The organism is Stenotrophomonas sp. STEN022, from assembly GCF_056760155.1.
This window is the reverse complement of the sequence record NZ_JBRREG010000003.1, coordinates 20,784-42,946: the sequence shown is the minus strand read 5'-3', so window position 1 is coordinate 42,946 and position 22,163 is coordinate 20,784. Positions and strand designations below refer to the sequence as shown.

The 22,163-nt window shown below is 63.7% G+C and carries 17 protein-coding genes and 7 tRNA genes; 8 read left to right on the top strand and 16 right to left on the bottom strand.

Translation table 11 applies throughout. From position 1 onward, the window contains the following. Positions 1-73 precede the first annotated feature (73 nt). From ACVOMF_RS01530 to ACVOMF_RS01470, 13 genes are all read right to left on the bottom strand, one after another. Positions 74-2,035: a peptidyl-prolyl cis-trans isomerase gene (locus ACVOMF_RS01530; RefSeq protein ID WP_481507716.1), complete on the bottom strand. Its 1,962-nt coding sequence runs from the start codon at positions 2,033-2,035 to the stop codon at positions 74-76. Between the two features lie 127 nt (positions 2,036-2,162). Beyond that, positions 2,163-2,239: transfer RNA gene (locus ACVOMF_RS01525), tRNA-Asp, on the bottom strand. A gap of 31 nt (positions 2,240-2,270) precedes the next feature. Further along, positions 2,271-2,345: transfer RNA gene (locus ACVOMF_RS01520), tRNA-Val, on the bottom strand. 12 nt (positions 2,346-2,357) lie between these two features. Continuing rightward, positions 2,358-2,630 (bottom strand): HU family DNA-binding protein, encoded by a 273-nt coding sequence (locus ACVOMF_RS01515; protein ID WP_282270927.1) that lies wholly within the window; start codon positions 2,628-2,630, stop codon positions 2,358-2,360. A 205-nt stretch (positions 2,631-2,835) separates the two neighbouring features. Continuing rightward, on the bottom strand, positions 2,836-5,295 hold the full coding sequence (lon, locus tag ACVOMF_RS01510) for an endopeptidase La (protein WP_481507715.1): 2,460 nt from the start codon (positions 5,293-5,295) through the stop codon (positions 2,836-2,838). A 137-nt stretch (positions 5,296-5,432) separates the two neighbouring features. Beyond that, positions 5,433-6,722, bottom strand: a complete 1,290-nt coding sequence (gene clpX / locus ACVOMF_RS01505; RefSeq protein WP_313173802.1) for an ATP-dependent Clp protease ATP-binding subunit ClpX — start codon at positions 6,720-6,722, stop codon at positions 5,433-5,435. A 128-nt stretch (positions 6,723-6,850) separates the two neighbouring features. After that, on the bottom strand, positions 6,851-7,477 hold the full coding sequence (clpP, locus tag ACVOMF_RS01500; RefSeq protein ID WP_057629317.1) for an ATP-dependent Clp endopeptidase proteolytic subunit ClpP: 627 nt from the start codon (positions 7,475-7,477) through the stop codon (positions 6,851-6,853). 66 nt (positions 7,478-7,543) lie between these two features. Beyond that, positions 7,544-8,839, bottom strand: coding sequence for a trigger factor (gene tig, locus ACVOMF_RS01495; protein ID WP_481507714.1), 1,296 nt, complete (start codon positions 8,837-8,839; stop codon positions 7,544-7,546). Between the two features lie 176 nt (positions 8,840-9,015). Then, positions 9,016-9,100: transfer RNA gene (locus ACVOMF_RS01490), tRNA-Leu, on the bottom strand. A gap of 158 nt (positions 9,101-9,258) precedes the next feature. Then, a tRNA-Lys gene (locus ACVOMF_RS01485) sits at positions 9,259-9,334 on the bottom strand. 77 nt (positions 9,335-9,411) lie between these two features. After that, a tRNA-His gene (locus tag ACVOMF_RS01480) sits at positions 9,412-9,488 on the bottom strand. 34 nt (positions 9,489-9,522) lie between these two features. After that, positions 9,523-9,599, bottom strand: a tRNA-Arg gene (locus ACVOMF_RS01475). A 44-nt stretch (positions 9,600-9,643) separates the two neighbouring features. Further along, positions 9,644-9,720: transfer RNA gene (locus tag ACVOMF_RS01470), tRNA-Pro, on the bottom strand. Positions 9,721-9,860: 140 nt separating this feature from the next. Here ACVOMF_RS01470 and ACVOMF_RS01465 point away from each other — a divergent pair. After that, the gene (locus tag ACVOMF_RS01465; RefSeq protein WP_481507713.1) at positions 9,861-10,622 is read left to right on the top strand and encodes a Bax inhibitor-1/YccA family protein; all 762 of its coding nucleotides are present in this window, start codon (positions 9,861-9,863) and stop codon (positions 10,620-10,622) included. 182 nt (positions 10,623-10,804) lie between these two features. On the opposite strand, the gene ACVOMF_RS01460 is transcribed toward ACVOMF_RS01465, so the two are convergent. From ACVOMF_RS01460 to grxC, 3 genes are all read right to left on the bottom strand, one after another. Then, positions 10,805-11,809 carry an isocitrate dehydrogenase gene (locus ACVOMF_RS01460; RefSeq protein WP_481507712.1) on the bottom strand — a complete coding sequence of 335 codons (1,005 nt, stop codon included), beginning with the start codon at positions 11,807-11,809 and terminating at the stop codon, positions 10,805-10,807. Between the two features lie 131 nt (positions 11,810-11,940). Continuing rightward, positions 11,941-12,333, bottom strand: coding sequence for a carboxymuconolactone decarboxylase family protein (locus ACVOMF_RS01455; protein WP_481507711.1), 393 nt, complete (start codon positions 12,331-12,333; stop codon positions 11,941-11,943). Further along, complete coding sequence (grxC, locus tag ACVOMF_RS01450) at positions 12,330-12,617, bottom strand: glutaredoxin 3 (protein ID WP_481507710.1); 288 nt, start codon at positions 12,615-12,617, stop codon at positions 12,330-12,332. The genes ACVOMF_RS01455 and grxC overlap by 4 nt, the downstream gene beginning before the upstream one ends. 153 nt (positions 12,618-12,770) lie before the next feature. On the opposite strand from grxC, the gene ACVOMF_RS01445 reads away from it, so the two are divergent. The 7 genes from ACVOMF_RS01445 to ACVOMF_RS01415 all read left to right on the top strand — a co-directional run bounded on the left by ACVOMF_RS01445 (position 12,771) and on the right by ACVOMF_RS01415 (position 22,149). Next, on the top strand, positions 12,771-14,426 hold the full coding sequence (locus ACVOMF_RS01445; RefSeq protein ID WP_481507709.1) for a M48 family metalloprotease: 1,656 nt from the start codon (positions 12,771-12,773) through the stop codon (positions 14,424-14,426). A gap of 111 nt (positions 14,427-14,537) precedes the next feature. Then, entirely contained in the window at positions 14,538-15,227 is a 690-nt protein-coding gene (phoB, locus tag ACVOMF_RS01440) for a phosphate regulon transcriptional regulator PhoB (protein WP_282269705.1), read from the top strand. Between the two features lie 80 nt (positions 15,228-15,307). Further along, positions 15,308-16,648: a phosphate regulon sensor histidine kinase PhoR gene (gene phoR / locus ACVOMF_RS01435; RefSeq protein WP_481507708.1), complete on the top strand. Its 1,341-nt coding sequence runs from the start codon at positions 15,308-15,310 to the stop codon at positions 16,646-16,648. After that, positions 16,645-18,729 (top strand): polyphosphate kinase 1, encoded by a 2,085-nt coding sequence (ppk1, locus tag ACVOMF_RS01430; RefSeq protein WP_481507707.1) that lies wholly within the window; start codon positions 16,645-16,647, stop codon positions 18,727-18,729. The genes phoR and ppk1 overlap by 4 nt, the downstream gene beginning before the upstream one ends. Before the next feature lie 59 nt (positions 18,730-18,788). Further along, entirely contained in the window at positions 18,789-20,315 is a 1,527-nt protein-coding gene (gene ppx / locus ACVOMF_RS01425) for an exopolyphosphatase (RefSeq protein ID WP_481507706.1), read from the top strand. Between the two features lie 171 nt (positions 20,316-20,486). After that, on the top strand, positions 20,487-21,626 hold the full coding sequence (locus tag ACVOMF_RS01420) for a glycosyltransferase family 4 protein (RefSeq protein ID WP_481507705.1): 1,140 nt from the start codon (positions 20,487-20,489) through the stop codon (positions 21,624-21,626). Next, on the top strand, positions 21,607-22,149 hold the full coding sequence (locus tag ACVOMF_RS01415) for a phosphatase PAP2 family protein (RefSeq protein WP_481507704.1): 543 nt from the start codon (positions 21,607-21,609) through the stop codon (positions 22,147-22,149). Before ACVOMF_RS01420 ends, ACVOMF_RS01415 begins: the two co-directional genes overlap by 20 nt. The last annotated feature ends 14 nt before the right edge of the window (positions 22,150-22,163 follow it).

Below are 22,163 nucleotides of genomic sequence, written 5' to 3'. Positions count from 1 at the left end.
GGCTCGGCACTACATAACAAAAAGCCCGGCTTTCGCCGGGCTCTTGTTTGTTGCTGCTCAGATCCTCAGATGCTCAGAGCTGGGATTCCTGCACCTGCACCTTGTAGCGCTTGCGCATGCCGTCGACATAGGCCTTGGCTGCAGCGGCGCCGTCGATCTGGCTCAGCTGGTCCTTGAGCATGGCCTGCTGCGCTTCCGGCACTTCGGCCGGGTTGCCCGGCGTCACCTTGGTGACCGCGAACACGGCATAGCGGCCCGGCTCCATCTCGACCTTGCCATAGCTCGGCTTGTCGCCGACCGGAGCCGCGGCGGTGAATGCAGCGCGGTTGGCTTCAGCGGTCGGCATCGGCGCGGTGCGCGGCAGGCCCGGCATCGGCAGCAACTGCAGCTGCTCGCTACCAGCCAATGCCTGCAGGGTCTGGCCGGCATTCAACTTGGCCAGCAGGGCATCAGCCGCCTTCTTCGAGGCTTCTTCGGAACGGTGCGCACGTACCGCGGCAATCACCTGCTCACGCGCCTGCGCAAGCGGAATCGTCTGCTCCGGGGTGTGTGCGGTAACGCGGACCATGACCGTGTGGTTCGGCGCCAGTTCGATCGGGTCGCTGACCGTACCGTCTTCCTTCAACGTATCGGAGAACACAGCCTTCAGCACGGCCGGATTGGCAGCGATGCCGCTGGCGGTGGCGCGGTTGAACGGACCCAGGGTCTGCACCGGCAGGCCAACTTCCTTGGCGGCGCCACCCAGCTCGGTCGGGTTCTTGTAGACCAGATCGACCAGGCGACCGCTCAGCTCATTGAATGCCTTCTCGGTATCTGCCTGCAGCTGCTCGGCAGCCAACTGGTCACGCACTTCCTCGAACGGACGGCCTTCGCCACCCTTGATCTCGCGCAGCTTCAACACGTGGTAGCCAAACTCGGTCTTGACCGGGCCGACCACATCCCCGGCCTTCATCGCGAACAGCGCGTCTTCGAACGGCTTGACCATCACGCCCTTCTCAACCCAGCCCAGGTCGCCACCGGAATCCTTGGAGCCCGGATCTTCCGAGTTGGCCTTGGCCAGCGCGGCGAAATCGGCACCCGGCTGCTTGGCCTCCACGGCCAGCTTGGCCGCCTTGGCCTCGGCGGCCTTCTCATCGCTGCCCTTGGCAATCAGGATGTGCGAAGCCAGACGCTGGTCGGCGCTGACAAAACGCGCCTTCTCGTCTTCATAGCGCTGACGCAGCGTGGCTTCGTCAGCCGCCGTCGCTGCCGGCATGCTGGCAGCGTTGAGCTCGACGTATTCGATGGTGACGCTTTCCGGCTGGCGGAAGTCCTTCGGATGCGCCTTGTACCACTGGTCGATCTCGGCGTCCGTGACCGCTGCAGTATCAGGCGCAACGACCGGCAACAGTGCGAATTCCACGTCGCGGGTTTCGCCCAGCAGCTTCAGCAGACGCTCGCTCTCACCCTTGGTGGTGAAGCCCGAGCCGGCCAGCGCCGACGGAATGATCGACTGCTGCAGGCTGGTACGCACCAGCTGCTCGAACATCGCCGGCGTACGCGGCGGCATGCTCTGCGCAAGCGCCAGGCGGTACTGGTCCGGATCGAACTTGCCATCCTTCTGGAACGCAGGAATCGCAGCGATGTAGTCGCGCACGGCCTTGTCGCCGATGACGATATGCGCGTCTTCAGCCGCCAGGCGCACCACCTGCTCGTCGATCAGCTGATCGAGCACGAGGCGCTTGTTCTCGGCGGTTTCAAACTCGCGCGGGTCGAAGTTGTCGCCCTGCTGCTCGCGCGCCTGCATGCGCGCCTGTTCAAAACGGGTACGGAAGTCCTCGACGCTGACTTCGTGGTGGTTCCAAAGGAACGACATCGGCCACCATGACGGTGCCGAGGTCCACCACGACGGCGGCGCCGACACTTTGGCAACGTTCTGTGCGCCGACACCACCGAGGTAGCTGTTGTCGATCACAAACAGGAACGGGATCATCAACAGGCCCATGATCACCGTAACGATCCAGCCTGAGGTCTTGTCGCGAAGTTTCTGCAGCATGGGCAAATCGAGGCCTGAGTGGCGAGCCGGGCAGTTTAACCCGCTTCCTGCCCCGCGCCCAACTCGGCCGCTGCCAATAGCGGGGCAAAAAAAAAGCCCCGGCTTGCGCCGAGGGCTTTGAGACATCTGGCGGAGCGGACGGGACTCGAACCCGCGACCTCCGGCGTGACAGGCCAGCATTCTAACCAACTGAACTACCGCTCCACACTTTCAAACTGTACTGCAATGCTTAACTTGGTGGGTGCTGAGGGTTTCGAACCCCCGACCCTCTCCGTGTAAGGGAGACGCTCTACCGCTGAGCTAAGCACCCCAGCTGAGCCGCTTAGTTTACAGCGTCTTTCAGAGCTTTACCAGCCTTGAAGGCAGGATTTTTTGCAGCAGCGATTTTGATCTCTTCGCCGGTCTTCGGGTTACGGCCGGTGCGCGCAGCGCGCTCACGAACCTGGAACGTACCGAAGCCCACCAGAGTCACGGCATCACCCTTCTTCAGGGCCTTGGTGATCTCGGCGATGACGGCATCAACCGCACGGCCAGCTTCAGCCTTGGTCAGGTCAGCAGCACCGGCAACGCCATCGATCAATTCGGTCTTGTTCATTCTGTAAAACTCCCTTTGCGGTAATCCGCGGAATTATTGAGTGGCACCCGTACGTCCCCAAGACGCGCGACTGCCGAAGAACCTGCAAACACGCCGACAAAAAACCACTGCCGCGTGAGTCGCACTTTTATACCAGCGCCCCCCTACCCACGCAAGCTGAAAAGCCTTTAATGACGCGGGTTTTGAGGGGTTTTACGTTCACATTTCAGTGCTTGACGCGGGCCGTGGGAGCTGCCTTCGCCTTGCCGCGAACTGCGACACGCTGCGCACTTTTGCCTGCTTTCTTCGGCCTCAGCGGCGTTGCCAAGGCGATATCCAGCACTTCGTCGATCCACTTCACCGGCACGATCGTCAGGTCGCGGGTGACATTGGCCGGGATGTCCACCAGATCCTTGCGGTTCTCTTCGGGAATCACCACGGTGCGGATGCCGCCGCGCAGCGCGGCCAGCAGCTTCTCCTTCAGGCCACCGATCGCAGTGACGCGACCACGCAGGGTGATCTCACCGGTCATCGCCACTTCGGCCTTGACCGGCACCTTGGTCAGCGTGGACACCAGCGAAGTCACCATCGCGATGCCGGCGCTCGGACCATCCTTCGGCGTCGCGCCATCGGGCACGTGCAGGTGGACATCGTGTTTCTGCAGGAAATCCACGTCGATGCCGAGTGCTTCGGCACGTGCACGCACCACCGACAAGGCGGCCGTGGCCGATTCCTTCATCACGTTGCCAAGCTGGCCGGTGAGCGTCACCGCACCCTTGCCCGGGATCAGCGTCGACTCAACCTGCAACAGCTCGCCGCCGACTTCGGTCCAGGCGAGGCCGGTGACCAGGCCGATCTCGTTTTCTTCCTCGGCACGGCCGAAGTCGAAACGCTGCACGCCCAGGTACTTGTCCAGGTTCTTCGCATCCACAACCACCAAGGCCTTCGGCTTCTTGGCCGACTTCTTGGCGGCAGCCTTCTTCACCGGCTGCGGGCCGGCCAGGGCGATTTCCTTCACCACCTTGCGGCAGATCTTGGCGATCTCGCGCTCGAGGTTACGCACGCCGGATTCGCGCGTGTAATAACGCACGATGCCGCGGATGGCATCCTCTTCGATTGCCAGTTCTTCAGCCTTCAGGCCATTGGCCTTGAGCTGCTTGCTGAGCAGGTAACGCATGGCAATGTTGAGCTTCTCATCCTCGGTGTAACCCGGGATGCGGATCACTTCCATACGGTCCAGCAATGGGCCCGGAATGTTCAGCGAGTTGGAGGTCGCCACGAACATCACTTCGCTCAGGTCCAGGTCGACCTCGAGGTAGTGATCGTTGAAGGCGTTGTTCTGTTCCGGGTCCAGCACTTCAAGCAGCGCCGAGGACGGATCGCCGCGGAAATCCATCGACATCTTGTCGATTTCATCCAGCACGAACAGCGGGTTCTTGCTGCCGACCTTGTTGAGGTTCTGCACGATGCGGCCCGGCATCGAACCAACATAGGTACGGCGATGGCCACGGATCTCGGCCTCGTCGCGCACGCCACCCAGGCTCATGCGCACGAACTTGCGATTGGTCGCCTTGGCGATGGACTGACCCAGCGAGGTCTTGCCCACGCCCGGCGGACCGACCAGGCACAGGATCGGACCCTTCATCTGCTTCACTCGCGCCTGCACTGCAAGGTATTCAAGGATGCGATCCTTGACCTTGTCCAGGCCGTAATGGTCGGCATCCAACGTGTCCTGCGCGACCTTCAGGTCCTTACGGACCTTGGTGCGCTTCTTCCACGGCACGCCCAGCAGCCATTCCAGATAATTGCGCACCACCGCGGCTTCGGCCGACATCGGCGACATCTGCTTGAGCTTGTTGAGCTCGTTCTTGGCCTTGGTTTCAACCGACTTGGGCATGCCGGCTTCGGCGATCTTGCGCGCCAGCTCTTCCATCTCACCCGGCGCTTCATCCAGGTCACCCAGTTCTTTCTGGATGGCCTTCATCTGCTCGTTGAGGTAGTACTCGCGCTGGCTCTTCTCCATCTGCGATTTGACGCGACCGCGGATGCGCTTCTCCAGCTGCTGCACGTCGATCTCGCCGTCGACCAGGCCGACCAGCATTTCCAGGCGGTCGCCAACCTGCAGGGTTTCCAGCAGCTTCTGCTTGTCGGCCAAGCGCACGCCGATGTGGGCGGCAATGGTATCGGCCAGACGCGTTGGTTCTTCGATGCCAGCCAGGGTCTGCAACAGCTCCGGCGGCAGCTTGCGGTTGGTCTTGACGTACTGCTCGAACAGCGACATCAGCGAACGGGCAATCGCCTCGATTTCGCGCGGCTCGCGCGATTCGTCGGATTCGATTTCCATGCCATGGCCCTGCAGCGAGCCATCCTGCTCATAGACCTTGTCCACGGCAACGCGCGACAGGCCTTCAACCAGCACCTTGATGGTGCCGTCGGGCAGTTTCAACAATTGCAGCACCTGTGCCAGGGTGCCGACCGTGTACAGGTCAGCAGCCGCCGGGTCGTCGGTTTCAGCCGACTTCTGCGCAAGCAGCAGGATGCGCTTGTCGGCCTCCATCGCGCGCTCCAGCGCCTGCATGGACTTGTCGCGGCCCACAAACAGGGGGATGACCATGTGCGGGAACACCACCACGTCGCGCAGCGGCAGGACCGGCAGGTCGAGGACTTCGAGTTGGGACTGGGCCATGGGGGCTCCGAGATTCGGTGGAGGCTAAATAAAAAAGCCGATGGCCCCGTTATGGGGCCATCGGCGAGGTGTTGCAAGAGCTGTCGAAAGCTGAACGTGAGCGGCGCAACCGCCTATTCACCTCAGTTCGCCCGGGTTCACTCGCCAGAGGCGGTTTTGACCGGTTCCGGCGGCGTCTGGTAGACGATGTAGGGCTCGGATTTGTTCTCGATGACCGATTCGTCCACGACCACCTTGCTGACGTTTTCCTGCGAGGGCAGCTCGTACATGGTGTCCAGCAACACCGACTCGACGATGGTGCGCAGGCCACGGGCGCCGGTCTTGCGCTTGAGCGCCTTCTTGGCGATGGCCGACAGCGCATCGGGGCGGAACTCCAGCTCCACGTTCTCCATCTCGAACAGCTTCTTGAACTGCTTGGTGATGGCGTTCTTGGGCTCGGTCAGGATCTGGATCAGGGCGGCTTCGTCCAGCTCTTCCAGGGTCGCGACCACCGGCAGGCGACCAACGAATTCCGGGATCAGGCCGAACTTGATCAGGTCTTCCGGCTCGACTTCAGCCAGCACCTTGCCCACTTCCTGCTTGCGCTCGGCACTCTTCACCTTGGCACCGAAACCAATGCTGCTGGTATCGGTGGAACGGGCCTGGATCACCTTGTCCAGGCCGGCGAACGCGCCGCCGCAGATGAACAGGATGTTTTTGGTGTCGACCTGCAGGAACTCCTGCTGCGGGTGCTTGCGGCCACCCTGCGGCGGAACGCTGGCCACGGTGCCTTCGATCAGCTTCAGCAGGGCCTGCTGTACGCCTTCGCCGGACACATCGCGGGTGATCGACGGGTTCTCGCTCTTGCGCGAGATCTTGTCGATTTCATCGATGTAGACGATGCCCTGCTGCGCCTTCTCGACATCGTAGTCGCACTTCTGCAGCAGCTTCTGGATGATGTTTTCCACATCCTCGCCCACGTAACCGGCTTCGGTCAGGGTGGTCGCATCGGCCATGGTGAACGGCACGTTGAGCAGGCGCGCCAGCGTTTCGGCCAGCAGCGTCTTGCCCGAACCGGTCGGGCCGACCAGCAGGATGTTGGACTTGGACAGCTCAACGTCGTCGCTCTTGGAACGGCTCTCGATGCGCTTGTAGTGGTTGTACACCGCCACCGCCAGCGTGCGCTTGGCGCGATTCTGGCCAATCACGTACTGGTCGAGCACCTCGAGGATCTCGCGCGGCTTGGGCAGCGAACTGCGCGCCGACTGCGCCTTTTCCTCAAGTTCCTCACGGATGATGTCGTTGCACAGCTCCACGCATTCATCACAGATGAACACGCTCGGGCCTGCGATCAGCTTACGAACTTCGTGCTGACTCTTGCCGCAGAACGAGCAGTACAGAATCTTGCCGCTGCTGTCCCCGGTACGACCTTGCCGGTCTTCGCTCATGCTTCGCTTACCCAGTTGCTTCCCCCTCTGAACAGGGGGTTCAATTTCGAGAATAGCACAGGGCCGGAGGGACACCAGTCCGGTTCCGACCCTGCAAAATCAGGCCGATTTTCTGGCCGTTCAACGCATCAGGACGCCTGGATGCTCTCTTCCGGACGGCGCTCCAGCACCTGGTCCACCAGGCCGTAAGCCGCAGCTTCGGCCGCGCTCTTGAAGTTGTCACGCTCGGTGTCGCGGGCGATGGTCTCCAGGTCCTGGCCGGTGTGTTTGGCCAGCACTTCATTCAGGCGCGAACGCAGGGTCAGGATCTCACGGGCGTGGATGTCGATGTCCGTGGCTTGGCCCTGGTAGCCGCCAAGCGGCTGGTGGATCATCACGCGCGAGTTCGGCAGCGCGAAACGCTTGCCCGGCGCACCAGCAGCCAGCAGCAGCGCGCCCATCGAGGCGGCCTGGCCGATGCAGGTGGTGCTCACGTCCGGCTTGATGTACTGCATGGTGTCGTAGATCGCCATGCCAGCCGTGACCACGCCGCCCGGCGAGTTGATGTAGATGCTGATTTCCTTTTCCGGGTTTTCCGACTCAAGGAACAGCAGCTGCGCGACCACAACATTCGCCATGTGGTCGTCGATCGGACCGACCAGGAAAATCAGGCGCTCTTTGAGCAGGCGCGAATAGATATCGTAGGCGCGCTCGCCGCGGCTGGTCTGTTCGACCACCATCGGAACCATGTTCAGAGCTTTGGTTCGGTTGTCCATTACGTGAGGCACCTATTTTGGGAGGGAACTCCCCGCGCCGCAGCGCGGGGATGAAACACCGCCAGCTTACTGGCGGATGGCTTCCTGGAACGTCAAGGCCTGCTCGGTGTGCTGGGCACGCTCGGCGATCCAGTCGATGACCTGCTCTTCCATCACACGGTTCTGCAGACCCGACATAAGCTGGGGATCATTGCGGTACATCTCAATGACCTGCTCCGGCTCTTCGTAGGTCGAAGCGATCAGGCGCATGGTTTCGTTCAGGCGCTTCGGGTCCAGGCGCAGCTCGTTCTTGCGGGCCACTTCACCGACCAGCAGGCCGACCAGCACGCGCTTGGAAGCGGCGTCCTTGAAGCCTTCGTGGGCATCGGCCGGCACTTCGCCCGGGTTGCCGCCCTGGCGACGGATGGCATCGATCTGCTGGGCCAGCATCGAGCGGGCTTCACCCTCGACCAGGCGCGGCGGCAGCTCGACCGAGGAATAGGCGGCGATCAGCTGCTCACCCACTTCACGGCGCAGGCGGTTCATCAGCGCGCCCTTCAGCTCGCGCTCCAGGTTGGAACGGATGTCGGCGCGGAACTGCTCCACGTCGCCGTTCTTCACGCCGAAGCTCTTGATGAAGGCGGTATCGACTTCCGGCATGTCCTGCTCGGACACTTCAACAGCCTTGACGGTGACCTGCACGGTCTTGCCCGCCAGTGCCGGCACGCGCCAGTCAGCCGGGAACTCGACGTCCAGGGTCTTTTCTTCACCCTTGGCCAGGCCGATCAGGCCCTTTTCGATCTGCTCGAACATCATGCCCTGGCCGATGATGATGGTGCCCTTCTCGACACCCTCAGCCGGCAGACGCTCGTCGCCAGCCTGCGACCAGGTTTCCAGGCCAACCAGATCGCCTTCCTGGGCGCCGCGTGCAACCGGCTTCCAGGTGCGGCGCTGGGCACGCAGGTTCTCGATCATCTGGTCGATGTCGGCATCGCTGATTTCGGCGGTGTGGCGCACGACGGTCAGCTTGGTGACGTCGACGTCGCCGAAATCCGGGATCAGCTCAACGGTGGCAACGAAGTCGAACTCGCCTTCGCCGGCCTTGTCGATGCGCGGGTTACCGGCAATGCGCAGCTCATGCTGGCGCAGGGCTGCGTCAAAGGTCTCGCGCAGCAGGCCATCCAGCGCCTCGGCGCGCACCTGCGGGCCAAAACGCTGTTCGATCACCTTGGCCGGCACCTTGCCCGGACGGAAACCCTTGATGCGCGCGGTGCGCGCGATTTCGCCCAGACGGCCGCTGATATGCCCCTGCAGACGCTCTTCCGGCAGCGAGAAGCTCAGGCGGCGTTCCAGATTGCCGGTGGATTCGATCGAAGCTTGCATGTTGACTCCTGCCACCGGCGGCAACCGCGCCGGTTCGATGTGATGGATGAAACGGTTGTAGGGCGCGGTTATGCACCGCAGCCCTTTAGTTTGGCCGATATCGCCCGTGGCCGCCAGCGGGCAGACCCATACAGGTTGTCTGAAAAGGCCCGCAGCGGGCAGAGAACACCACTGACTGGTGCGAAAGGGGGGACTCGAACCCCCACGCCTTGCGGCACTGGAACCTAAATCCAGGGCGTCTACCAATTCCGCCACTTTCGCAATACTGACTCAGCGCAGCATTGTTGCAGGAGCGCCAGCAAAGCGGAAGCCGCTTCGCCCGCGCATCGCTCCAATAATGAGCGCCTCAACAACGACCGGACGGCATGCCGCCCCGGCTAAGAAAAAAGCCGCCAGATTTCTCCAGCGGCTTCTTGATTTGGTGGGCTGTCAAGGATTCGAACCTTGGACCTATTGATTAAGAGTCAACTGCTCTACCAACTGAGCTAACAGCCCTGAAAATCAGGAGGCGAATAATGCCGCAACCTGGTTTTTATTGCAAGCCCGGATTCTACTCCGAAGCCTTGAAACAGTGGGGTGGCTGAGGGGATTCGAACCCCCGACCACCGGAATCACAATCCGGTACTCTAACCAACTGAGCTACAGCCACCACTGAAACCTTGCTACCTACCGCTTGCGCCTGATGGCGCGCCCGACAGGAATCGAACCTGTAACCGCCGGCTTAGAAGGCCGGTGCTCTATCCAGTTGAGCTACGGGCGCTCTGACCGGATTGTCGCACTCCAACACGCGCTTGGTGCGTTGGATGGTCGGGGTAGAGGGATTCGAACCCCCGACATCCTGCTCCCAAAGCAGGCGCGCTACCAGACTGCGCTATACCCCGGCGGTGAATCCTTCCAATGCCCCGGAAAGGTCGGCTATTGTGGGAAGAACGCGCCTGTCTGTCAACGGTAAATTTCATTTAATTTGAATTGGGTATGCTTGCATGCAATTCCCGCCCACTTCATAGCAACGGAGCATTGCATGCGCAGCGGCAACCCTGCCCTTTCCGATACCACCTTCCTCGACCTTGGCAGCGGCAGCGTGGTGTCACGCGGCGCCGATGCAATGACCATCAATGGCACCGTCAACAAGACCGCCATCCTGCTGGTGCTGGCTGCATTGACTGCTGCGTTCGCATGGAACGGCACCATCAGCGACAGCGGCGAACTGCTGCCGGCGGCCAAGCTCTACATGTGGGGCGGCCTGATCGTTGGCTTCATCCTGTCGCTGGTGACCATCTTCAAGAAGACCTGGGCACCGGTCAGCGCGCCGCTGTATGCACTGGCTGAAGGCCTGTTCCTTGGCTCGATCTCGGCCGTCTACGAAGTGCGCTTCAACGGCATCGTGTTCCAGGCGGTACTGCTGACCTTCGGCACGCTGTTCGCCCTGCTGTTCGCCTACCGCAGCGGCCTGATCAAGGCCACCGAAAACTTCAAACTGGGCGTGGTTGCGGCCACCGGCGGCATCGCCCTGGTATACCTGGCCACCATCGTGCTGGGCTTGTTCAACATCAACATCCCCTACATCCACGGCTCAGGCCTGATCGGCATCGGTTTCAGCCTGTTCGTGGTGGTGATCGCGGCGTTGAACCTGGTACTGGATTTCGACTTCATCGAAAGCGGCGTGGAAGCCGGCGCACCGAAGTACATGGAGTGGTACGGCGCGTTCGGGCTGATGGTCACCCTGGTGTGGCTGTACATCGAGTTCCTGCGTTTGCTGTCGAAGCTGCAGTCGCGCAACTGAGGTTGCTGCAGGTTGTTTGCGAAGGGCGCCCATTGGGCGCCCTTTAGCTTTGTAGTGCCGAGCCATGCTCGGCAATGGCATTACCGATAAGGCCCCATGCCGAGCATGGCTCGGCACTACGAAAACAAAAAACGGAGCGCTTTCGCGCTCCGTTTCTGTACCTGCACCTACCGCAACTGCACTCAGAGGCGGCTGGCGATGGCCTGGGCGAAGCCCATGGTGGAGCCGGTGCCGCCCAGGTCGCCGGTCAGCGAATCCTTGGCTTCCATCGTGGCAACGATGGCCTTGCGCAGGCGCTCGGCGTTTTCCGGCTGGCCGACATGGTCCAGCATCTGTGCAGCGCCCAGCAGCAGCGCGACCGGGTTGGCCTTGCCCTGACCGGCGATGTCCGGTGCGGTGCCGTGCACGGCTTCGAAGATGGCCGCATCAACGCCGATGTTGGCACCCGGGGCCAGGCCCAGGCCGCCGACCAGACCAGCACACAGGTCGGAGATGATGTCGCCGAACAGGTTGGTGGTGACGATGATGTCGAACTGCTCCGGACGCATCACCAGCTGCATGCAGGCGTTGTCGACGATCATTTCCTGGAACTCGATTTCCGGGTACTTGGCGGCGACTTCGCGCGCCACGTCCAGGAACAGGCCCGAGGTCGACTTGATGATGTTGGCCTTGTGCACGGCAGTGACCTTCTTGCGGCCGGTGCTCTTGGCCAGCTCGAAGGCGTAACGCACGATGCGCTCGGAGCCCTTGCGGGTGATGCGGGTGCCGGAGAACGCGGTCTCGCCGTCGGCCGACACTTCCTGGCCTTCGGCCAGATAGGCGCCTTCGGTGTTCTCACGCACCGTGATCATGTTGATGTTCTCGTAGCGCGACTTGGTGTTCGGGAACGAGATGGCCGGGCGCACGTTGGCGTACAGGTCGAACTGGCGACGCAGGGCAACGTTGATCGAGCTGAAACCGCCACCGACCGGCGTGGTCAGCGGACTCTTCAGGGCGACCTTGTTCTTCTTGATCGACTCCAGGGTGGAAGCCGGGATCAGCTCACCATGCTTTTCCAGCGCGGCCAGGCCGGCGTCGGCAAACTCATAGTTCAGGCCAGCGCCCAGCTTGTCCAGCACGAACAGGGTGGCGTCCATGATTTCCGGGCCGATGCCATCGCCGCGGATGACGGTGATTGTCTGCGTCATTTCTAGGTATTCCGAACAGGGAGGAGGAATGCGCCATCCGGCTGCCCGGAACCCGGCGCGATTGAAAAGGTTTCAACTGTCAATTATGCCTGATCAGCCGCGCCAGCCCCAACTGGACGAAGGTCTGGGGTTCAGCTGTGCTCGTGCCCGGCCGGCGCCGCAGCCGCCCCGCTCTCCAGCTGGTCGAGGAAATCCACCGCCCGCCGCAGGTGCGGGATAACGATGGAACCCCCCACCACCAGGCCGACCGAGAAGGTCTCGAAGAACTCCTCGCGGCTGACCCCGGCCTCCTTGCACTGGGCCACGTGGTAGCTGATGCAGTCATCGCAGCGCAGCACCATCGAGGCCACCAGGCCCAGCAGCTCCTTGGTCTTCACATCCAGCGCACCGGCCTGGTAGGTCTGGGTATCGAGCGCGAAGAAGCGCCGCACCACCTGGTTGGGCTCGGCCAGGATGCGCTGGTTCATGCGCTGGCGGAATTCGGTGAATTCGGCCAGACGGTCCTTTTCGTTGTCCGCGCTCATGCGCCCTGCCCGGCCAGCAGCGGCTCCAGCTTGCCTTCGCGGTGCAGCGCGATCATGTCGTCGTAGCCGCCCACATGAACGTCGCCGACGAAGATCTGCGGCACGCTGGTGCGCTTGGCCAGCGCCATCATCTTTTCGCGCGCGGCCGGGTCCAGGTCGATCCGGACCTCGGTCCAGGACTGGTTCTTGCTCTTCAGGAAATTCTTGGCCGCTACGCAGTACGGGCAGACGGCGGTGGAGTAAATGGTGATCTCCGGTGCACCGGTGCTGGATGAGGTTGTCACAACGAAACTCCTGGATGGAAACATTGTCTATATATGGTACCGGTCGCGCGGATTATCGATGCCACCGGCAGAACACAGCGGGTTAACCTGTGCTTCACACCCGCGCCCCGCTTCCCCGTCATCCTCCGCCCTGCCACTACCCGGAGTCACCGCTTGCGCAACCTGCTGCTTGCCACCGCCATAACCCTGGCCCTGGCCACCCCGCTGTCCCATGCCGATGAAAGCAAACTGCCTGACATTGGCTCGTCGGCCGGCGAGCTGCTGACCCCGGCACGGCAGGCGGAGTACGGCGGCATGATGCTGCGCGAGCTGCGCAACTACGGCTACCTGCTGGACGACCCGCTGGTGGCCGACTGGCTCACGACCATGGGCACCCGGCTCGGCTCCAACAGTGCCCAACCGCAGCAGAAGTACACGTTCTTCATGATGAAGGACCGCCAGATCAATGCGTTTGCCACATTGGGCGGCTACATCGGCATGAACGCCGGCCTGGTCCTGACTGCTGAACGCGAGGACGAGGTGGCCGCGGTGCTGTCGCATGAAATCGCACACGTCACCCAGCAGCATGTGCTGCGCGGGGTGGAGCGCGCCCAGCGCGACCAGATCCCGATCCTGCTCGGCATGCTGGCGGCGGTAATCGCCGCCCAGCAGGCCGGCGGCAACTCCTCTGGCGATGCGACCATGGCCGCGATCACCTCCGGCATGGGGCTGATGCAGCAGCGGCAGATCAACTTCACCCGTTCCAACGAATCCGAGGCCGACCGCCTTGGCATCCGCACCCTGTCCCGCAGCGGCTATGACGTGGACGCGATGGCCGGCTTCTTCGAACGCATGTCGGCGGCGATGCGCGGCAACGAAGGCGGCTATTCCACGCCGGACTTCCTGCGTACCCACCCGGTCAACATCACCCGCATCAGCGAGGCCAAGGCCCGCGCCGAGCAGATGAAGAAGGACACCGTCCTGCTGACCACCAAGACCCCGACTGGGGTCCTGCAGGAGCGGGTCAACCCGTCAGTACCGGATACCAGCAGCAGCCCGCTGAGCGGCGGCAACCCGCTGCTACCGGCCGGCCTGCAGCTGTCCCTGCCCGACAACAGCCTGCCACGCGGCGCCACCGGCCTGTTCGACTGGGCCCGCGAACGCCTGCGCGTGCTCAGCGCGCCTACCCCGTCAGAACTGGTACGCGAATACGAAGGCCTAAAGCGCAGCCAGAAGAACGGCCTCACCGATGCGCAACGCTACGGCGTGGCCATCGCCCGGCTGCGTGACGGCGGCGCCGGCGGCGTTGCCCAGGCCCTGCCCGAACTGCAGCAACTGCTGCAGGAACACCCGGACAACCTGTGGGTCAACCTGGCCGTGGGCGAGGCCGAATCGCGCAGCGGCCGCCACGAAGACGCCAACAAGCGCTTCGACGCCCTGCTCAAGCGCCTGCCACAGAGTCGCCCGGTGGCCTTGACCTATGCGCAGGTACTCAATGAGCAGGGCGGCGTCGCCGCCGGCCAGCGCGCGCAGACCATGCTGCGGCCGCTTCTGGCCCGATCCAGCGACGATCCAGTGTTCCAGGCCACCTTCGCCCGCGCCAGTGAACTGGCCGGCGACAGCACCCGCGCCAGCGAGGCCTACGCCGAAGCCGCGTACTTGAACGGGCGGCCGGAGCAGGCGCTGATCCAGTTCCAGGCCCTGCTCAAGCAGCCCGGGTTGGACTATGTGAGCCGCGCACGGGTGGATGCCCGCATCGAGTCGATCATGCCGACCGTATTGGAAATGCGCCGACTCGGCGTGCACGACCCGGAAATGTCACGAAAGTGAACCTGCTCGCGACATTTGCCGGGTTTAGCGTCCTTCCATGTCACAAACCCGTCATCAAACCGTAGTCTACTGAGCACATCCCTTCTTGATGGGCATTCCGGTAGGCGCCACGTGCAGAAACGTATCCTGATTGTCGACGACGAACCCGCGATCCGTGACATGGTCGCCTTCGCCCTGCGCAAGGGCGAGTACGACCCGGTCCACGCCGGCGACGCACTCGAAGCACAGACCGCCATTGCCGACCGGGTACCGGACATGATCCTGCTGGATTGGATGCTGCCGGGTACCAGCGGGCTGGAGCTTGCCCGCCGCTGGCGCAAGGAAGTGCTTACCCGCGACGTGCCGATCATCATGCTCACCGCTCGCGGTGAGGAAAATGATCGCGTCGGCGGCCTGGAAGCCGGCGTCGACGACTACGTGGTCAAGCCGTTCTCGGCGCGCGAACTGCTGGCACGCATCCGTGCGGTGATGCGTCGCACCCGCGACGATGACGAAGACGGCAGCGTCGGCGTTGGCAACATCCGCATTGATGGCGCCGCCCACCGCGTCTTTGCCGGCGATGTTCCGGTGCCGATCGGCCCCACCGAGTATCGCCTGCTGCATTTCTTCATGACCCACCCGGAGCGCGTCTACACCCGCTCGCAGCTGCTCGACCATGTCTGGGGCGGCAGCGTGTATGTGGAAGAACGCACCATCGACGTGCATATCCGCCGCCTGCGCAAGACACTGGAACCCTTTGGCGCCGAGAACATGGTGCAGACCGTGCGCGGTGCCGGCTATCGCTTCTCCGCCGCTACCTGAACGGCGGCGGCCACGCCGCCGCAGGCGATGCTATAACCCGGGATGACCCCACGGATCCACCCAGTACCACCGAGAGCGCAATGCCCCGCCAATTCCGATCTGCCTGGTTGAAGACGCTGGCCACCGTGGCCGCGTTGCTGTTGCTGGCATGGGGGCTGGGCGCACTACTGGGTCATCCCGCCCTGACCGTAGCGATCACTGCACTGGCGATCCTGACCTGGCACTACTGGCGCCTGCGCCAGTTGCTGCTGCGGCTGACCGCACGCCAGCGCTGGGACACGCCGCAAGGTGTTGGCGTCTGGAACGTACTCGACCGCCTGCTGTCACGCAACCAGCAGGAGATGCGCGCACGCAAGCGCCGCCTGGTCGAGATGCTGCGCAGCTACCGTGCCGCCGCCGCCGCGCTGCCCGACGCGGTGGTGGTGGTCGACCGCAATACGCAGCGCGTGCAGTGGTTCAACGAAGCCGCCACCGCCCTGCTCGGCCTGCAGCATCCGGCCGACATGGAAGCTGCGCTGGTACCCCGCCTGCAGCCGCTGCCGCTGGCCCATTGGCTGGCCGGTGGCCGCAATGCCGAACCGATCCTGGATGCGAACTCGCCGGTCGATCCGGCCATCCGCCTGCATATGCGTTTGATCCCGTACTCGGATCACCATTGGCTGCTGGTCGCGCGCGACGTGACCAAGCTGCTGCATCTGGAACAGGTGCGCCGCGACTTCGTCGCCAATGTCTCGCACGAGCTGCGCACGCCGCTGACCGTGGTGCACGGCTATCTGGACATGATGGACCCGGAGGATTTCCCCGATACCGGGCCGATGCTGTCGGAAATGCGCAAGCAATCGCAGCGCATGGCGCAGCTGGTCGAAGACCTGCTGACCCTGTCGCGACTGGAATCACAGCAACATACCGAGCTGGAAACGGTGGGCATGACCTCGATGCTGGCCTCGCTGCGACGCGAAGCCGAGGCACACAGCCAGGGCCGCCACACCATCGTCGTCGAGGACCAGGCCGGGGTGGATCTGGCAGGTTCCAACAAGGAACTGCACAGCGCCTTCTCCAACCTGCTGACCAATGCCGTGCGCTATACGCCGGCTGGCGGCCGCATCACCCTGACCTTCAGTCGTGAAGGCAATGGCGCGGTACTGGCGGTCACCGACACCGGCTATGGCATCCCGGCCAATCACCTGCCGCGCCTGACCGAGCGCTTCTACCGTGTTTCCAGCAGCCGTTCGCGCGAAAGCGGCGGCACCGGGCTGGGCCTGTCCATCGTCAAACACATTCTTGGCCTGCACCAGGCACGCCTGGAAATCCGCAGCGAAGTCGGCCAGGGCAGCACTTTTGCCTGCCACTTCGACGCCGAGCATGTACGCCCGCGCAATGCATCCCCCTCGCCTTTGTCCATGGAAGACTTTCCGGCATGACTCCTCCTCCGCCCCCCGCCGCGCCCGCTACCGGCAACGATCCGCTGCGTGATCCGTCGCTGTATATCAACCGGGAACTGTCACAGCTGGATTTCAATTTCCGCGTGCTGGCCCAGGCGATGGATGAGCAGGTGCCGTTGCTGGAGCGGCTGCGCTTCCTGTGCATTTCCTGCACCAACCTGGATGAGTTCTTCGAGATCCGCGCCGCCGCGGTACGCCATGCGCAGGAATTCGGCCTGCCGCCGGCACCGGATGGCATGAGCCCGCAGGCCATCCTCAACGCCATCCATGACCGCGCCGCCGAACTGGTGGACCAGCAGTACCGCTGCTGGAACCAGGTACTGCGTCCTGCGCTGGGCGAGGCCGGTGTCGGCATCCTCGCCAACAAGACCTGGACCCCGCGCCAACGCCGCTGGCTGCGTGCCTACTTCCGCAACGAGATCATGCCGGTGCTGTCGCCACTCGGCCTGGACCCGTCGCACCCGTTCCCGAAGATCCTCAACAAGTCGCTGAACATCGTCGTCGTGCTGAAGGGCACCGACGCCTTCGGCCGCGCCGGCCACCTGGCATTGGTACGTGCACCGCGTTCGCTGCCGCGCATCATCCAGCTGCCCGAATCGCTGGGCGGCCCACAGAACTTCGTGCTGCTGTCGGCGGTGTTGTCGGCCTTCGTCGATGAGCTGTTCCCCGGCATGGATGTGCAGGGCGCCTACCAGTTCCGCGTCACCCGCAATTCCGAGCTGGTGGTGGACGAGGAAGAAGTGGAAAACCTGGCGTTGGCGTTGCGCGATGAACTGGTAGACCGCGGCTATCGCCCGGCGGTGCGGCTGGAGATCGCCCACGACTGCCCCAAGCCCATCATGCAGACCCTGCTGCAGAATTTCGGCCTGTCCGAAAACGCGGCCTACCGCATCGATGGCCCGGTCAACCTCAATCGCGTCATCCAGGTGTATGACCTGCTGCAGCGCGCGGACCTGAAGTACCCGCCGATGACCCCGCGCGTGTTCAAGTCACCCGAGGGTATCTTCGAGACCGCCGCGCAGGGCGACGTGCTGCTGCACCATCCGTTTGATTCCTTCAGCACCGTGCTGGAGCTGATCCGCGAAGCGGCGGTCGATCCCAACGTACTGGCGATCAAGCAGACGCTGTACCGCACCGGTAAGGACTCGGGGATTGTTGAAGCGCTGATCCTGGCCGCGCGCAACGGCAAGGACGTCACCGTCGTGGTCGAACTGCGCGCGCGCTTCGATGAAGAAGCCAACCTCGGCTTGGCTGATCGCCTGCAGGATGCCGGCGTGCAGGTCGTCTACGGCGTAGTCGGCTACAAGACCCACGCCAAGATGCTGCTGATCGTGCGCCGCGAAGGCCGCAAGCTGCGCCGCTACGTGCACCTGGGCACCGGCAACTACCACAGCGGCACCGCCCGCGCGTATACCGACCTGAGCCTGATCACTGCCGATCCGGACATCGGCAACGATGTGCACCTGCTGTTCCAGCAGCTCTCCGGGCTGGCGCCGAAGATGAAGCTCAAGTGCCTGCTGCAATCGCCGTTCACCCTGCACGCTGGCCTGATCAAGCGCATCGAGCGCGAGACCAAGCTGGCATTGGAGGGCAAGCCGGCACGCATCATCGCCAAGATGAACGCCCTCAACGAGGCGCAGGTGATCCGCGCCCTGTACGCGGCCTCGCAGGCTGGCGTGCAGATTGACCTGATCGTACGCGGCGCCTGCACCCTGCGCCCCGGCGTGGAAGGCGTGTCGGACAACATCCGCGTGCGTTCGATTGTTGGGCGCTTCCTCGAGCACAGCCGCGTCTACTGGTTCGGCAACAATGGCGCACCCGAGCTGTACTGCGCCAGCGCCGACTGGCTGGAGCGCAACCTGCTGCGCCGTGTGGAAACCTGCTTCCCGATCCTGGATACCGATCTGTCCCGGCGCATCTACCGCGAGGTGCTGCAGAACTACCTGGACGACAATCTCAATGCCTGGGACCTGCAGGAGGACGGCCGCTACATCAAGTGCGAGCCCGCGCCCGGCCAGCCTCCGCATTCAGCGCAACAGGCATTGATGGAGGGTCTGTAGGAGCGAAGATTGCCGGGGCAAGGTGACGCCGACCCCCGGGCTTCGGCTACCATTCCGCCATGCCCCAGTCCTCTCTGACCCCACCGCCCCTGCAGGACGGCGACCTGCTGGCCGCCATCGATCTGGGCTCCAACAGTTTCCACATGGTCATCGCGCGCTACCTGCTTGGGCAGCTGCGGGTGGTGGACCGTCTGCGCGAAACCGTGCGCATGGCCGATGGCCTGGATGGCAAGGGCGGCCTGTCGCCCGAAGCCCGCCAGCGCGCGCTGGAATGCCTGGCCCGTTTCGGCCAGCGCATCCGCAACATTCCGCCCTACCGCGTGCGCGCCCTGGCCACCAATACCGTGCGCCAGCTGCGCTCGCCGCTGTCGTTCCTGATGCCGGCCGAAACCGCGCTCGGCCACGCCATCGAAGTGGTCAGCGGCCGCGAAGAAGCGCGCCTGATCTACCTCGGCGTTGCCCATGCACAGCCACCCAAGCCCAACCAGCACCGGCTGGTGATCGACATCGGCGGCGGCTCCACCGAGTTCATCATCGGCCAGGGCATGCAGACGCTGGAACGCGAAAGCCTGCAGGCCGGCTGCATCGCCAGCACCAGGCGTTTCTTCCCCGGCGGCAAGCTGAGCAAGAAGCGCTGGAAGGACGCACTCACCGAGATCGGTGCCGAGTTCCAGCCCTTCGCCAACAAGTACAAGGCATTGGGCTGGCAGGAAGCACTGGGCTCGTCCGGCACGCACAAGGCGATCAGCGAGATCTGCGCGGCGATGAAGCTGAGCAAGGGCGCGATCACCGCTGAAGCGCTGCCGCAACTGCGCGAAGAACTGCTGCGCGCCAAGAACATCAACGAGATCGAGCTGCCGACGCTGTCCAGCGAGCGCCGACCGATCATCGCCGGTGGCGTACTGGTGCTGGAGGCCGCCTTCCAGGCCTTGGGCCTGCAGAAGCTGCTGGTCAGCAAGGCGGCGATGCGCGAAGGCATCCTCTACGACATCATGGGCCGCGCCAACGACAACGATCCGCGCGACGAGTCGGTGGCCGCACTGACCCAGCGCTACGCCATCGACGAAGCCCAGGCCCAGCGCGTCGAAGCCACCGCGCAGCGACTGTTCGAACAGGTATCCGACGCCTGGAAGCTGGATGTCGACGATGCCCGCATGCTGGGCTGGGCCGCACGCCTGCACGAGCTCGGTTTGATGATCGCGCACAGCGGGTACCACACCCACGGCAGCTACGTGATCGAGCACTCGGACATCGCCGGCTTCTCGCGGCAGGAGCAGCAGATGCTGGCCGCACTGATCCGCACCCATCGCCGCGGCATTCCCAAGAGTGCCTTCGAGGCCCTGCCCGAGCGTCTGTTGCTGCCGGCCAAACGCACGGCGGCAATACTGCGGCTGGCGGTACTACTACACCGCGCCCACGAGTCCGACCCGATCCCGACCTTGGAGCTGTCCGTAGACGGCAATGCCCTGTCGCTGATCCTGTCCAAGGACTACATCGACGCCCGCCCGCTGCTGCGCGCGGATCTGGTCGGCGAAGCTGAAGGCATGACCGGGTTGGGTTTCAGCTTCAGGCCGTTTGTGGCCTGAGCGGCGCCCGCCACACCGACACGGGCGCTCGCGCCCACGCTGGACAGACGAAAACCACGGCCCTTTTCAGGTCGTGGTTTTCGTCTTTCAGGGCCGTCACAAAGCAGTCAGATCACAGTAACAGTCGCTTCATTCCCGGCGCGCATCCTCGCCAAAAACCGGGAGCCAGCCATGCGCTTTGCGATCGTCACCGAGACCTATCCGCCGGAGGTCAATGGCGTTGCCTTGACCGTGCAGGGACTGGAACACGGCCTGCGCAACCGTGGCCACGACGTCGATGTGGTGCGCCCACGCCAGCAACAGGACACCGCGGGCGCTGCCCATGAAATGCTGGTGCGCGGTGCCGGCCTGCCCCGCTATCCCGGCCTGCGCTTCGGCCTGCCGGCACCCTTGCGGCTTGCCAGGCAATGGCAACAACAACGCCCGGATGCGATCTACGTGGCCACGGAAGGCCCGCTGGGATGGTCGGCAATGCGCAGCGCGCGACGCCTGGGCATCCCGGTCGCCTCGGGCCTGCACACGCGTTTTGATGAATACCTGCCCGACTATGGCGCTGCCTGGTTGCAGGGCACCGCACTGCGCTGGATGCGGCGCTTTCACAATCAGGCAGAAGCCACCTTGGTCCCCACCCGCGAGTTGCAACAGTTTCTTCTGGACAATGGATTCTCCCGCGCGCGGCTGCTCGCGCGCGCGGTAGATGGCAGTCAGTTCGACCCAAACAAACGCGATGCCGCCCTGCGTGCCGACTGGGGTATCGAAGGCGAAGGTTTCGCAGTGATCTATGTTGGCCGCATCGCCGCAGAAAAGAACCTGGGGCTGGCAATCAAGGCATTCCGTCGCATCCAGCAGCAGCGGCCGAAGGCACGCTTTGTCTGGGTCGGCGATGGCCCCCTGCGCGAAAAGCTGGCCGAGCAGAACCCGGACTTCATCTTCTGCGGTGTGCAACGCGGCGAGGCATTGGCACGGCATTTCGCCAGCGGCGATCTGTTCCTGTTCGCCAGCCGCAGCGAGACCTTCGGCAACGTCACCCTGGAAGCCATGGCCAGCGGCGTGGCGACGGTGGCCTTCAACTACGGTGCGGCCCGCGAACACCTGCAGAGTGGACACAGTGGCGTTGCGGTCGACAACGATGAGAACTTCATCGCCGCCGCCGTGCAACTGGCCAATGATGACGAAATGCGCAGCACCCTCGGCGCCAATGCCAGCCGTGCGATGCAGCGCCTGCACCCGGAACACGTGGTCGCCGAATTCGAAGCACTGCTCAGCGAACTGGCCTCCCGGAGACGCTGTCATGCGATTGCTGCCGCCTGAAGGCATCGCCGCACGCGAGGCACGCTGGTGCCGCCGCGCAAACCGCTACGGCCGCCGCCGCGGCATCCGCCGCCTGTTCTCGGTGCTGAGCCGGCTCGGTGATGGCGTGTTCTGGTACATGTTGATGGGCGCGCTGGTGCTGGCCGATGGCCTGGACGGCCTGCAGGCCTCCGCGCATATGGCCGCCACCGGCGTGCTGGCACTGACCCTGTACAAGCTGCTCAAGCGCTGGACCCGGCGCCCGCGCCCATTTGCCGCCGACCTTCGCATCCGCGCCTGGGTCGCGCCACTGGATGAGTACAGCTTCCCGTCCGGCCACACCCTGCATGCGGTGTCCTTCACCGTAGTGGCGCTGGCCTACTATCCCTGGCTCGCCCCGCTGTTGCTGCCCTTCACCATCGGCGTGGCGCTGTCGCGGGTGGTGCTGGGCCTGCATTACCCCAGCGATGTACTGGCTGCCACCGCCATCGGTGTGCTGCTGGGCGCAGGCTCGCTGCAGTTGCTACCGCTGCTCGCAGGCTGATCAGGCTCTACAAT

Bases quoted from the DNA above. Each gene is read 5' to 3' on its own strand.
- ppx (WP_481507706.1), top strand. From the start codon at position 18,789: ATGCCCCAGTCCTCTCTGACCCCACCGCCCCTGCAGGACGGCGACCTG.
- ACVOMF_RS01460 (WP_481507712.1), bottom strand. From the start codon at position 11,809: ATGACGCAGACAATCACCGTCATCCGCGGCGATGGCATCGGCCCGGAA.
- lon (WP_481507715.1), bottom strand. From the start codon at position 5,295: ATGGCCCAGTCCCAACTCGAAGTCCTCGACCTGCCGGTCCTGCCGCTG.
- ACVOMF_RS01415 (WP_481507704.1), top strand. From the start codon at position 21,607: ATGCGATTGCTGCCGCCTGAAGGCATCGCCGCACGCGAGGCACGCTGG.
- ACVOMF_RS01465 (WP_481507713.1), top strand. From the start codon at position 9,861: ATGCGCAGCGGCAACCCTGCCCTTTCCGATACCACCTTCCTCGACCTT.
- tig (WP_481507714.1), bottom strand. From the start codon at position 8,839: ATGCAAGCTTCGATCGAATCCACCGGCAATCTGGAACGCCGCCTGAGC.
- clpP (WP_057629317.1), bottom strand. From the start codon at position 7,477: ATGGACAACCGAACCAAAGCTCTGAACATGGTTCCGATGGTGGTCGAA.
- ppk1 (WP_481507707.1), top strand. From the start codon at position 16,645: ATGACTCCTCCTCCGCCCCCCGCCGCGCCCGCTACCGGCAACGATCCG.
- ACVOMF_RS01420 (WP_481507705.1), top strand. From the start codon at position 20,487: ATGCGCTTTGCGATCGTCACCGAGACCTATCCGCCGGAGGTCAATGGC.
- ACVOMF_RS01515 (WP_282270927.1), bottom strand. From the start codon at position 2,630: ATGAACAAGACCGAATTGATCGATGGCGTTGCCGGTGCTGCTGACCTG.
- phoR (WP_481507708.1), top strand. From the start codon at position 15,308: ATGCCCCGCCAATTCCGATCTGCCTGGTTGAAGACGCTGGCCACCGTG.
- ACVOMF_RS01530 (WP_481507716.1), bottom strand. From the start codon at position 2,035: ATGCTGCAGAAACTTCGCGACAAGACCTCAGGCTGGATCGTTACGGTG.
- clpX (WP_313173802.1), bottom strand. From the start codon at position 6,722: ATGAGCGAAGACCGGCAAGGTCGTACCGGGGACAGCAGCGGCAAGATT.
- ACVOMF_RS01455 (WP_481507711.1), bottom strand. From the start codon at position 12,333: ATGAGCGCGGACAACGAAAAGGACCGTCTGGCCGAATTCACCGAATTC.